At 37.6% G+C, this 13,502-nt stretch carries 13 protein-coding genes; 11 read left to right on the top strand and 2 right to left on the bottom strand.

Annotation, left to right across the window (positions count from 1 at the left end; genetic code table 11):
- Positions 1–59: 59 nt before the first annotated feature.
- Positions 60–617, bottom strand: coding sequence for a YceI family protein (locus tag G6N06_RS14275; protein WP_163517464.1), 558 nt, complete (start codon positions 615–617; stop codon positions 60–62).
- Between the two features lie 35 nt (positions 618–652).
- The gene (locus G6N06_RS14270; protein WP_163517463.1) at positions 653–1,108 is read right to left on the bottom strand and encodes a MarR family winged helix-turn-helix transcriptional regulator; all 456 of its coding nucleotides are present in this window, start codon (positions 1,106–1,108) and stop codon (positions 653–655) included.
- Positions 1,109–1,221: 113 nt separating this feature from the next.
- On the opposite strand from G6N06_RS14270, the gene G6N06_RS14265 reads away from it, so the two are divergent.
- The 11 genes from G6N06_RS14265 (at position 1,222) to G6N06_RS14215 (ending at position 13,495) form a co-directional block, all read left to right on the top strand.
- Positions 1,222–1,749, top strand: coding sequence for a TlpA family protein disulfide reductase (locus tag G6N06_RS14265; RefSeq protein ID WP_163517462.1), 528 nt, complete (start codon positions 1,222–1,224; stop codon positions 1,747–1,749).
- Positions 1,750–1,819: 70 nt separating this feature from the next.
- Positions 1,820–2,425, top strand: coding sequence for a thioredoxin family protein (locus tag G6N06_RS14260; RefSeq protein WP_163517461.1), 606 nt, complete (start codon positions 1,820–1,822; stop codon positions 2,423–2,425).
- 137 nt (positions 2,426–2,562) lie between these two features.
- Positions 2,563–2,874, top strand: a complete 312-nt coding sequence (locus G6N06_RS14255) for a rhodanese-like domain-containing protein (RefSeq protein WP_163517460.1) — start codon at positions 2,563–2,565, stop codon at positions 2,872–2,874.
- A gap of 41 nt (positions 2,875–2,915) precedes the next feature.
- Complete coding sequence (locus G6N06_RS14250; protein WP_163517459.1) at positions 2,916–3,311, top strand: rhodanese-like domain-containing protein; 396 nt, start codon at positions 2,916–2,918, stop codon at positions 3,309–3,311.
- A 294-nt stretch (positions 3,312–3,605) separates the two neighbouring features.
- On the top strand, positions 3,606–4,187 hold the full coding sequence (locus G6N06_RS14245; protein WP_163517458.1) for an RNA polymerase sigma factor: 582 nt from the start codon (positions 3,606–3,608) through the stop codon (positions 4,185–4,187).
- A gap of 118 nt (positions 4,188–4,305) precedes the next feature.
- Positions 4,306–5,367, top strand: a complete 1,062-nt coding sequence (locus G6N06_RS14240; RefSeq protein WP_163517457.1) for a FecR family protein — start codon at positions 4,306–4,308, stop codon at positions 5,365–5,367.
- A 124-nt stretch (positions 5,368–5,491) separates the two neighbouring features.
- Entirely contained in the window at positions 5,492–8,785 is a 3,294-nt protein-coding gene (locus G6N06_RS14235; RefSeq protein ID WP_240338075.1) for a TonB-dependent receptor, read from the top strand.
- A 4-nt stretch (positions 8,786–8,789) separates the two neighbouring features.
- Positions 8,790–10,118 (top strand): RagB/SusD family nutrient uptake outer membrane protein, encoded by a 1,329-nt coding sequence (locus G6N06_RS14230; RefSeq protein ID WP_163517456.1) that lies wholly within the window; start codon positions 8,790–8,792, stop codon positions 10,116–10,118.
- A 30-nt stretch (positions 10,119–10,148) separates the two neighbouring features.
- Positions 10,149–11,498, top strand: a complete 1,350-nt coding sequence (locus G6N06_RS14225) for a PKD domain-containing protein (protein ID WP_163517455.1) — start codon at positions 10,149–10,151, stop codon at positions 11,496–11,498.
- 6 nt (positions 11,499–11,504) lie between these two features.
- The gene (locus G6N06_RS14220; protein WP_163517454.1) at positions 11,505–12,638 is read left to right on the top strand and encodes a PKD domain-containing protein; all 1,134 of its coding nucleotides are present in this window, start codon (positions 11,505–11,507) and stop codon (positions 12,636–12,638) included.
- Positions 12,638–13,495, top strand: a complete 858-nt coding sequence (locus G6N06_RS14215; RefSeq protein ID WP_205334779.1) for a cyanophycinase — start codon at positions 12,638–12,640, stop codon at positions 13,493–13,495. Before G6N06_RS14220 ends, G6N06_RS14215 begins: the two co-directional genes overlap by 1 nt.
- Positions 13,496–13,502 lie beyond the last annotated feature (7 nt).

The raw sequence follows: 13,502 nt of genomic DNA, 5'->3' as shown, positions 1-13,502 counted from the left end.
CCGGAAAAATAAAAGCAGGATTCTGTTTACTTGAATATGATACTCAATAAAATTTCAGATTAAAATTTAAGATTTACATGGAGATCAAAATTATCATAAATAGCTTTGTCTTTAAGGTTGTCAAAGAAACTTGCTGATCTAAATTTTATATCATATTTGGTACGATCTACTTTAAGGTCAGCCTTAGCGGTATTTCCAGAAATAATCATATCAAAAGTGTTAGGGTTGGTAATGCCTTTAATAGTCAGGTCTCCCGTTACTTTGTACTTACCATCTTTTCCAGAAACATTCGTGATTACAAATTTTGCTTCAGTATGCTTGTCTGTGCTGAAAAAATCATCTGATTTTAGATGTCCTTCAAGTTTGCCTTTCATTTCGCCTTCAAGATCTGTTACAGTTAGAGTGGTCATATCCATGACAAATGTTCCACCTGTCAACTGATTTTTGTCATCAAACTGAAGAGCTCCCTTTTGTAGAATGATGTATCCATCATGCTCTCCGGTTACCTTATGGCCTTTCCAGGTTATTTTACTGTTGTCAACATCTACTTTTTTTTCGATTGAAGTGATAAAGGAACTGGCTGTAAAAGCCATGGCTAAAATTAGTGTACTATTCATAAAATTTGTTTTAAAAGTGTAATTAATTAATGGTTTTAATTTCTGAGTTTTGTTAATAAATTATTTAGAGTTTTGAGTTCTTCTTCAGACAAAGGGGAGGTAATGTCCGTTTCAGCTTCTGCCACCAAAGGATCTATTTCCTTTAGAAATTCTAAACCTTGTGGGGTTATGAAAATTTCAACTTTCCGACGGTTTTTTTTACATATAAAACGCTCTACAAACCCCTTTAATATGAGCTTGTCTACCAATCTGGTCGTATTGCTCATTTTGCTGACCATTCGTCTTTGAATGTCCTGTAGGTTGGTGGCTTTGCCTTTTTGTCCCCGTAAAATTCGGAGGACATTAAACTGTTCAATGGAAATATCCGAAGGCTTAAGAGTGTTCGAAATACTGTCGCGAATAACGTTGCCTGTATAGGAAATATTCAAAACGGTCTTTTTTGCCAAAGGTATTTCGGATGTGGTTAATAAGATGTCTTCCAATTCTTTCATATACAACTGTTGTAGGTACAAATGTATAATATATTTTGATTTGTTGAGTTATTTAGACGATAATTTTTTGTTAAAGTTTAATTAAACATCAATTGGATTTTTACTTTTATGGCATGAGACTATTCTGTTTGTTGTTATTGATTTTAACGGCATCTTGCAAAGACGAGAGTGCCCGAAATGGGACTATGGATGATATTGACCATAATGAAGATTATTCTGCAGTTTCCTTAGACGTCTATGATTTTGAAGGTTTAAAACCTTTTCTTAAAACGAATACGGATAAAATCTATGTCGTTAATTTTTGGGCCACGTGGTGTGCACCCTGTATTAAGGAATTGCCTTATTTTGAAGCTTTGAATTCTGCTTACAGTGATAAGAATGTTGAATTCTTATTGGTAAGTTTGGATTTTCCAAAGAAGTATGATTCCCATGTGAAGCCATTCATAAAAAAGAATAATTTGAAATCCAAAGTTGTCGCTTTGAATGATAATGATTCCCATACCTGGATCCCTGCCATTGACCCTGATTGGTCTGGGGCCATTCCTGCAACGCTTATTTTTAATAAGGATAAACGCCAGTTTTATGAACGAACATTTACTTATGAGGAACTGGAAGCAGAAGTAAAGAAATTTTTAAATTAAGCAACGTATTAGGACCGCAAGGATGATGAAACAATTTTTGGAAGACAGGTCAAATTAACAACATAAAACCATGAAATATATTAAAGGATTTTTTGCTATCGTGGCCCTCGTAATGCTCTCTGCCTTTGCCACTGTAGGAAATGGCTATAAAATTGGTGATATTGCCACCGATTTTGAACTTGAAAGTGTTGACGGTAATATGGTATCCTTATCAGACTTTAAAGATGCCAAAGGATTTATTGTCATTTTCACCTGTAATTCCTGCCCTTATTCTGTGGCTTACGAAGATAGAATTTTAGCTCTCAACAAAAAGTATGCAATCCAAGGTTATCCGGTGATTGCCATTATGCCAAACAATCCAGAGGTCCAACCTCGAGATAATATGGCGGCCATGATACAAAGAGCAAAGTCTAAAGGATTCACTTTTCCTTACTTAATAGATGAGGCCCAAAAGATTTCTCCACAATATGGAGCTTCAAAAACGCCTGAAGTATATGTTCTGCAGAAGACCAGCAAAGGGAATGAAGTGAAATATATTGGTGCTATTGATGATAATTATCAAGATGAAGGTGCTGTAACATCGAAATATGTCGAAAACGCAGTGGAGGCACTTTTATCGGGTCAACCAATCAAGGAAACCCAAACAAGGGCCATAGGTTGCTCAATAAAATTATAAGAGTATATTGATGAAAAATCACGGGAACTAAGGAGGATTCAAATGTTAAAAAATGAATCTGGAGTGTAACACTTCGGATTTTTTTTCGTCTATATCATAAAGAAACGTTAATTTTGTATTCTCAAAAAAAAAATTCGATGGCAGATTTAACGCAACAAGAATGGGCGTCCCAATTGGACCAAGATAAGGATGCGGTTATTTTGGATGTAAGAACACAAGAGGAAGTCGACGAAGGTTATATTCCGGGAGCGATTCATTTAGACATACATAAAAGTCAAGAGTTCATCAACGAAATAAAAAAACTTGATACGGATAAAAAATATTATGTGTATTGCAGATCAGGTGGGAGAAGTGGCCAGGCTTGTTCAATAATGAATTCTTTGGGATTTGAAAATGCCTATAATTTAATGGGAGGTTTTATTGAATGGAAAGGCCCATCTACACAATAAAATATCATTCTTTTCTTTATAAGAAAGTTAAACCACATATTATGAACCGTTATTTATTGATTTTTATTATTGCTTCTGTCTTCCTTACCAGCTGTAAAGACAAAGCTGATGGCGAGATTATTTTGGTTACCCCTGAAGAAATGCAATCTTTGATGGAGTTGGAAGAGGTGCAATTGGTTGATGTAAGAACAGCAAAAGAGCGTGAAGATGGATTCATCAAAAACTCACAAAATATTGATTGGTATTCCCCAACATTTGAGTCAGATATTGAAAATTTAGACAAAACGAAGCCCGTTATCATCTATTGCCGGTCAGGAAAGCGCAGTGCAGAGTGTGCTGAGAAATTGATAGAGGCTGGCTTTGTCAAAGTTTACGACCTAGAAGGTGGTATTACTCAATGGCTTTATGAAGACCGTGCTATTGAACTAGCGAATTAATTTTGAAATCTTTTTTTTTTTGGTCTCTAAGGTTTCTCTAATGTTGTTGTGAGGCCGTTTTCTTTCTTTGAAGCTCTTAACTTCAATCTTGGGTCATTTGACTTTTAGCGTTATTCTTCGTGTTTTTTATCTAAAAATGGATACTTTAGCCTAATATGAGGCTATGGATTATCTCTTCTTAATCGGCCTGATCTGATTTCTTGTTGATTGACATATGAAAATAAGTTTATAGGGTTGATTTGCAGAGGTATTAGTTTTTATTAGGTGACTATTCATTTTCAGTAGATTGTAAAGTTGGAGCGACATAAAAATAGAACACTGGTTTTATGGACAAAACTAAAAGATGGTGATGTTCGCGCTATGGGCGATCTTTATGATATTTATGTGGATGAACTGTTTGCTTATGGTATGCAGTTTTCTTCAGATAAAAGCCAAGTCATGGATGCCATTCATGATCTGTTTTTAAATCTTTACAAATACAGAAAAACAATTGCGGTGACAGATAATGTTACCTATTATCTTTTTAGATCCTTAAAAAACAACATTCTTAAAATTGAGAATAAAAGCCGTACGTTTATTCCACATAAGCAGGAACAAGAACTTAAATTGAGCGAAATCTCTATTGAGGACCGTATATGTGCAGAAGAGTTTGAAAACGATCGCGCATATAAGCTCGCTAAAGCCATCACTAAATTGAGTAAAAGGCAAAGAAAAGCATTGTCTTTGAGATTTACTCAAGAGCGTTCTTACGAGGAGGTCGCTGCCATTATGAAAGTTTCTGTTGCAACTTCGAGGACCATTATTTATAGGGCCATTAAAACCTTAAGAAAACAGTTATACTCCTTAGGGCTTTTCATTTTTTCATTCTTTTTATAATTTTTTAAATAAAAGTGTCTATAAACTAAGACTATCTGACTTATCCTAATAGGACATTATCTGTTTTGATGTTAATCATTGAAATGAGTTGTGTTTTATAAACTGTTCAGATAGTATCATGGAAAACAATTTTCAAAAAAATATAAACTTTAAGAGTCTTAAAAAAGAGGAGAAAGCGCAATTAAAACGGCGAATTTCAAATTCTGTTTATAGCTATATAAAACGTAGAAGACTGTTAAAATACGGAGTTGGAGTTACTGCTGCTGCAGTTGTAACCTTTCTCTCCATAGGCATTTTTAACTCGCAAATGCCTCAACCATCACCAATTGAAGTCTTCGCAAAAACAGCAGAAGATTTGGAATCGTCAAATAAAGTACAACTTGTTTTGAGTGATGACCATAATGTTGAAATAACTGAAGACGATTCGGCCATCAGTTATTCAAGCACAGGTGAGCAGGTTCAGATTGGAAATGAAAAATCAGTAAGCCAGAAAACATCCCAAAAAGACCAGCCGGTTTTTAATACCTTAATTGTGCCGTTTGGCAAACGCTCAGAAATTGTACTCTCCGATGGGAGCAAAGTTTGGCTAAATTCAGGTTCGAAATTGATATTTCCAGCCCACTTTTCAAAGAATAAAAGGGAAGTATATCTTCAAGGTGAAGGTGTTTTTGAAGTGGCACACCGTCAGAATCAACCTTTTTTGGTCAAATCTGAGCATCACGAAATCGAAGTTTTGGGAACTGTCTTTAATGTGAGCAATTACAAAGATGACCCAGCTATCTATACAGTATTGCAAAGTGGGAGTGTTCAGATAAATGTGACTGAAGACAAGCTCTTCAACGCCCAAAAACATATTGTAATTACACCTGGAACCTTGGCTACATTTGACAAGGATGACAGGGCAATCAAGACAGAATCAGTAGCTATTGAACCTTATTTCTCTTGGCGTGATGGTGTTTTTATCTTCAAAAACGATTCGCTTAAATCGATTATGAAAAAAATTGCACGGTATTATAACGTAGAAATCATCATCAATGACAAAAATTTGGCAAACGAAACCTTCTCGGGATATTTGGATGTCAAGGAAAGCATTGAACATGTCATGGAAACTATTAAAGCCACTGAATCTTCTGAATTCGAATACCAATTGACTCAAAATAATCAACTAATCATTAACTAAATTCAAAGACGCTATTGAAGACATTATTCCCATAAAAAAAGATAGAAGATGCGCCAACATCCTCTATCATACAGAAAAATCAATACCACTGTAAATCAGCAATATTAACCACTAAAACAAAATTATGAATAAAAATGAGAACCTTTATTCTTTTAAAAGGATAAAATCTTTTAGATACTATTTGGTACATATGATGCGAGTTTTCCTATTACTAATAACCTTCGGTTTGGGTTCTGCTTTTGCAAATTTATCAGAAGCCCAAACGAAGATGGATATCAATGTAAAAAATGTTTCCTTGGAAGAATTGTTTAAAGAAATTCAAAATAAAAGTGAGTTTTTATTCTTCTACAAAGATGATGTTTTAAGGCATAAAGTATCCTTAAAGCTCAAAAATGCTACACTTTCAGCTATTTTGGATGCCGCTTTAAAAAACACTAACCTAAGTTATAAAATAGATGTTAGGCAAGTCGTCATTAAAGAAGATGTAAGTTTAAAGGCTATTGGAACAGTCGGCCAAAATCAAGAACAACGTTCCATCAAAGGAACTGTTTATGATGATACTGGTACGCCATTATTGGGGGCTACGGTACAGATTAAGGGAACCAACCAAGGGGTTACAACAGATTTTGATGGAAACTTCGAAATATCCGTTCCGGATAATGCCACAACTCTTGTCATTTCATATTTGGGATTCGTTACTAAAGAAGTTTCTATTGTTGGACTTTCAACAGTCAACGTGACCATGGTTGCCGATAACTTAGCCTTGGAAGAGATTGTGGTTATTGGATATGGTACAGAACGTAAGTCGCTAATCAGTGATGCCATATCCTCCATCAGTTCACAACAGATTGAAGATTTGCCTGTGTCGTCTGTTGACGGTATACTTCAAGGACAGTCTTCAGGCGTTCAGGTGATGCAGAACTCAGGAACACCTGGTGGCGAAATGTCCGTTCGGATTCGTGGCTTGACATCTATTAGTGGATCTAGCCAACCGCTTTATATTATTGATGGTATTCCTGTAACGACGGGAGATTACGGTCAGTTAAGTTATTCGGGGCAAGGGTCTAGCGCACTATCAGATTTAAATCCGAGTGAGATCGCATCTATAAGTATTTTGAAAGATGCCTCGGCAACTGCTATTTATGGGGCGAGGGCGTCTAACGGAATCGTATTGATTACGACCAAACGTGGTAAAGCTCAACAATCAGTGGTAAATGTCAATGTGTATTCTGGAATGCAACGTGCATGGAATAGATTGGATATGTTAAATTCCAGACAGTGGATGGAATACAGAAATGATCTTACGGGTACTACGGTTTTTACGCCAGAACAAATGAACAATATCACGGTTGATACCGACTGGCAAGACGTGATTTTTAGAACAGCACCAATTAGTAGTTACGAGATTTCTACCACTGGTGGTTCCGAAAAAACGAAATTCTTTATTAGCGGTTCCTTGTTTGACCAAGAGGGAATTTTGATTGGAACGGATTACCGCAGATTGAATGCGCGTGCCAATATTGACCATCAATTATCGGATAGATTTACTATTGGTACGAGCATTGGATTGGCATATGCCGAAACCAACAGGGTTGAAAGTGACCAAACACTTCATGGACCTTTGCCTAATGGTATTTCCACTCCGGCTATTTTTCCAGTGTATAACGAAGATGGTTCCTACAATCAATCGGGACCTTATTCCAATGCCGTATCCATAGCAAATGAGGCTATTGCAGTGAATTACTCATATAGAACTAACTCAAACTTTTATTTGGATTGGAAAATTATTGACAACCTAAAGTTTTCCACAAAATGGGGTGTGGATTTCATGAACTTTAGGGAGCACTCTTACGAATCGACCAAAACGGTTCAAGGTGCCAAGTATAACGGACTTGGATTTGAAACTTACAGCAATGTGACCAATATCGTTTCCAATAATCTTTTAACCTATAATAAGAGTTTTGGAAACCATAAACTGGATGCTTTATTGGGTTACAGTTTTGAAAGCTATGAAAGAACCTCTTCTTATATTAGAGGCCAGGATTTTGCCGATGACAGTTTAGAATACCTTAATTCGGCGGCTACCATAGTTTCAGCGAGTTCAGGGGCTACCGAATCAGGTTTGCGTTCCTATTTTGGACGTTTGAATTATAATTTTGACGACAAGTATATTGCTACGTTCACCGGACGATTTGATACCTCTACCAAATTTGGGGAAAACAATAGAACTGGATTTTTCCCAGCAGCATCCTTGGCCTGGCGTGTTATCGAGGAAGATTTCATGGAGAATTTGAACACTGTGTCCGACTTGAAATTTCGTGTAAGTTATGGCTTGACGGGAAATGACGATATCAGTCCGTTCTTATTTTCTGAACTCTATAGCACCACCGTTTATTCTGGATTACCTGGAATCTATCCAAGCAATATTCCTAACCCAGATTTAAAGTGGGAAAGTACAGCTCAATTTAACCTTGGGTTTAACTTAGGTTTGCTCAATGATCGTTTGATGCTTACCGCCGATTATTATGATAAACAGACCAAAGATTTATTGCTGAGCAGGCCGTTGCCACCCACCTCTGGGTTTTCGTCAATTACTGAAAACGTAGGACGGGTTGAAAATAAAGGTATCGAATTGACTTTAGAGACTCGAAATTTTGTGGGCGATTTCAGTTGGAACACACAATTTAATATATCCGGAAATCGAAATAAAGTATTGGAACTTTATAACGGTCAACCCATTGATGATATTGGAAGAGGTGGTAACCGTATTATGGAAGGTCAACCTATTGGAATCTTCTACAGTTATAAATCGCTCGGGGTCGATCCGTCCACTGGAGATATTGTATATGCCGATACCAATTTTGATGGTGTCATCACCTCTGAGGACAGAACCATTGTTGGTAATCCGCATCCAGATTTCATCTACGGATTGACCAATAACTTTTCATACAAAGGATTTGACTTAAGTATCTTCTTACAGGGTTCCCAGGGAAATGATGTTTTTAATGGATCCAGATTGTTTTTGGAATCCCTGCAAGGTGGCGATAACCAGACCACTGCAATATTAAGAAGATGGAGACAGCCAGGAGATATTACGGATATTCCGAGAGCTACAACAGATCCGGTAAAAGCTGCACAAAACAAACGGGTGTCTTCAAGATTTATAGAAGATGGCTCGTATTTAAGATTCAAGAATGTGACTTTGGGTTATTCGTTGGATGACGAGATGTTGAGAAAAACATTCTTTAGCTCTATCCGAGTTTATCTAAGCGCCCAGAACTTATTCACATTTACAAATTATACAGGTTTGGATCCTGAGGTTAATTATCGAGGTGATGATAATTCGGTTATTGGAACTGATTTCTTTACCTATCCACAAGCACAAACATTCACTTTAGGAATTAACTTAAAACTTTAAGAAGATGAAAAAGAGTATTTTATTGATTTTTGTTATGATAGCGGCCTGGTCCTGTGATGTTTTGGAAGTGGAACCAAAAAGCTCTATTGAGGCAAGTACCGCATTTAAAACTAAAGAAGATATTGAAAAGGGGATTTTAGGAGCGTATTCTTATTTTCCGGCTTTTAGCTATTATGGAAGATCAAATGTGATTTTTCCTGATTTAGCGGCCGATAATTTGTCCCATCCCATTGGAGCAACCGCCAGTGAATACAGAGAGATTGCCAACAATAATATTCTTCCAGAAAATGGATCAGTTGGAGGCATGTGGAGTATTATGTACGGTGGCATCAACGTTGCCAACAACGTCATAGATAAAGTGCCAGGTATTGAGAATATGACAGAGGCCGAAAAGAACGCCGCTTTAGGTGAACTTTATTTTATCCGAGCGCTTAACCATTTCAATTTACTGAATTATTTTGGTGCCATTCCCATCAAAACTTTGCCAACTGTGGGAGTTGGGAACTTAGACGCTCCTAGAGATCCTGTAGATCAGGTGTATAGTCAAATCATTAACGATTTAGTGTTTGCATCAGAAAATCTATCGGCCTCGGGCAACAAAGTGAGAACTTCTAAATATGCGGCAAAAGCCTTATTGGCACGTGTGTTTTTGTATAAAGGTGATTACGATCAGGCAGTTACTTTTGCAACTGATGTCATTGATAACGGTGGTTACACTTTGTTGGGCAATTATGCAGACATTTTTGCGGCGGATCTATCTTCAGAATCCATTTTTGAGATTTATTTTTCCCAAACCGAACGTAACCGTATTGCAGAATATAATTTTCCAACTTCCTTAAACGGAAGAAGGGAAGTAGAACCGTCGGCAAGTTTGCTAGCGGCCTATGAAACTGGAGATGCTCGTTATGAGGCTTCGATTGCCTTTGCTGGAACAAGTGCTTATGCCATCAAATATGACGATCTAAGTCTCGGTGCAGATAATGTTATCGTCTTAAGATTGGCAGACATGTATTTGATTAGGGCAGAAGCTGAAGCCCATAAAACGGCACCAAATATAGCTGCAATACAAAGTGATATCAACAAAATCAGATTGCGAGCAAACCTTACGCCTACTTCCGAAACTTCGCCTGCCCAATTACTGAGAATCATCGAAAAGGAAAGACGTATAGAATTTGCTTTTGAAGGTCACAGATGGTTTGACTTGGTCAGAACAGGAAGAGCCATTGCGGTTTTGCCAAATGTCAACGGCGTTAACCAAACCTTGTTTCCGATTCCATCTGATGAAATCCAAACCAACAATCACCCAGGAATGACACAGAACCCTGGCTATTAAAAACTAATCACCACATTTAAAATAGATCTTATGAAAACTAAATTTCTAAATTACATACTAATAAGTGTCTTCTCTTTAGCATTTTTTACGTGCCAAAATGATGATGATGTCACACCACCACAATCGCAAGCAGAATTTACTGCAAGCAAAACGGAAGTCAAGGTAGGTGAGGATATTCAATTTACCAACACATCCCAAAATGCTACGGCGTATTTGTGGAGTTTTGGAGATGGCACCACATCCAATCAGGTATCGCCTAAAAAATCATACCAATCTAGTGATGTGTTTTTGGTGAGCTTGGTCTCTACCGGTGCCGGTGGTTCTACCATTTCCAGTATGGAAATCAAGGTCACTCCGGCTAGTAATTTTACAGTGACTGATGAAGACAATTTAACGGCTAATATTCCGGTTCAATTCACTAATACCTCTTTAGGGGCCACAAGCTACAGCTGGTCTTTTGGAGATGCTAATAACTCAAGTTCAACCGAAACAAATCCGACCTTTTTCTATCCGTCGGCAGGAACATTTACCGTAACACTTACGTCCAATGGGGCAGGTGGTGCCCATACGTTTTCCAAGGAAATCATTGTCGCCGCTGCACCAGAAGATCCAGCAGAATTATACTATATTGATTACAGCACCGAATTTATGAGAAAACTATCCTTGGACGGTTCGGGAACAATTTCTGATGTTTTGGATTTAGCAGGTAAGGCTGGTGTTGGAATGGCTTATGATGAAATTAATGAGAAAATTTATTTCAGTGATTTTGATACAACACCATTTGGAAATATTTGGAGAATGAATCCCGACGGCTCGGAATTGGAAGTTATTGCCTCAGACATCGATGATCCTTACGCTATTGCCTTAGATGTTGCAGGAAATAAGGTGTACTGGGTTGATAATGATGGCAATGTGTCAAGAGCAAATTTAGACGGTACAAGTCCAGAGATAGGAATTTTAAACATTCCCTCAGCGTCATGGAGAGGTTTGGCTTTAGATCTGGTTAATAATAAACTATATGCCTATGATGCCAATATTGAAGATTTGTATATAGCTGATTTGGATGGAAGCAACGCTTCTATTATTATTTCAGGAATTTATGGATACGCGGTTGCAGTTGATACTGTAAACAACAAAATTTATTTTGACGACCAAAATTCAGATGAACTCAAAAGAGCAAATCTTGACGGGACCAATATTGAAACTGTTGATGATAACGGAACCAGAATTTACGGGATTATAATAGATAATGAAACCAATAAATTATACTGGGGCGGACGAGATTCCGGCGAATTGTATCGTGCTGATTTGGACGGCTCAAACAAGGAAGTGTTGAAATCGGGATTAGGGAGTGTAAGAGGTATCGCATTAATTAAATAAAAAACTATGAAAAATTCGTTTATTATATTCTTTTTAATGACAATCGGTATCTGTTTTCAGTCCTGTAGTGATGATGATTTTCCGGTGCCACCGGCAAGTACGGTACCTTCATTTACTTATACTATAAGCAATGATGAGTTCGCACCGGCCACGGTTACGTTTACCAACACATCTATAGTGCCAGGAACCGTAGGAAATGCCACCTATTATTGGAATTTCGGAGATGGCAATTCCTCTACAGAAACCAGTCCTACCTATATTTATAACGAGGCTGGAGTCTATGTTGTAAACTTAGTGGTCACAACTTCTGGTTCTTTAGAAATAAAAGAATCGTCACAAACCATTGTAATTAAAGATCCTAACGCCACAGGCACGCCGATTTATTTTACGGATGGCACCAAGGTGTATCAAGGTCTTATCAATACGCAAGCACCAATTTTTACACCAATAAATGGTTTAGTGGCCCAAACATCATATGGTATGGCAATGGACACCTTAAACAATAAATTGTATATCAGTGATTATGGTGCTAATAAAATTTTCAGAGCCAATTTAGATGGTAGTAATTTTGAGGAATTCAGGACTAATGTAAACAGTCCAATTGGGATGGCCTTTGATTATGAGGAAAACCAACTCTATTTTAATACAAGTAGTGGAGTCCAACGTTCAGATTTGAGCAGTACAGATCTTTCTCAAGTAGAAGATTTCGTTACCGGTCAAGCAAATGATCCTGACGGATTGGCCATTGATCTGGTCAATAGAAAACTCTATTGGATTAATTACGATGGAGGTGTATGGTCTAAAAATTTAGATGGTACCGGAGAAACAGAAATAATTCCTGGGGTTGAAGGTGCGAGTATCATCGTGGTTGGAAACCGTATTTATTATGATGAATATGTTGCGTCTGGAGATATCAGAATCAAATCGGCAAATTTAGACGGCACTGGGATTACTACCATTGCTGTAGGCGTTTCACGTGTGGTGTATGGTTTGGCTTATGACCCGTATGGAGAAAAACTTTATTGGGGAGACCGAAGAGCATATACCATGATGAGAGCCAACTTGGATGGAAGTGACGCAGAAATCTATTATCAAGGAACTGCTGGCATCAGCGGAATTGTAATAGGAAAAAAGCCATAATGATGAGGTTAAAAGGATTTTTAGCAATATGTGTATTTATTGGGAGTATGTTCTGCATTACTCCCATAATTGCACAGGAGGTTCAGAATAAAGGCAAATTGGTGATCATAGGCGGAGGTTCCAGACCTTCTGCTATGATAGATCGAATCATCAAGGAATCGGGAATCGATAAATCGGGATATGGTATTATTTTACCAATGTCCAGTTCAGAACCAGATTCTGCGGTCTATTATGCCAGCAAACAATTTATCGAAAAAGGACTAAAAAATGTTTATGGGCTTGATTTTGTGAAAGATGAGGTCTTAACTAAATCGAAAGTGGATTCCATCAAAAACGCCAAAATGATATATATTTCAGGTGGCGATCAAAACCGATTTATGGATATTGTTGCCGGAACTGATATAGAAAAGGCCATCCACAATGCCTATTCTAAAGGCAATCTGATTGCTGGTACCAGTGCTGGAGCAGCGGTCATGAGCAAAATGATGATTACGGGTGCCGAATTGAAACATCCGGAATATGCGTCCACATTCCGTAATATTGATGCGGACAATATCGAAATCGGAACTGGATTGGGCATGTTGACCAATGTGATTATCGATCAGCATTTCGTAAAACGCAGTCGCTACAACCGATTGATCAGTGCCGTTATAGAGCATCCTGAAATGCTTGGTATTGGTATTGATGAAGCTACGGCTATATTGGTGAGTGGTACAAATGCTGAGATTATTGGCGATTCACAGGTCATTACACTAAAAAACCCGAAAGGTTCAAAAAATGTGCATGACGATAAACTGGGGGCCCATGGTCTTCAACTGAATATCTATTTACCAGGCGAACATTTCTCACTAAATTAAACTTATT

The organism is Gelidibacter japonicus, from assembly GCF_010725055.1.
GTDB classification, from domain to species: Bacteria; Bacteroidota; Bacteroidia; order Flavobacteriales; family Flavobacteriaceae; genus Gelidibacter; species Gelidibacter japonicus.
This window is presented reverse-complemented; position numbering and strand designations above follow the sequence as displayed.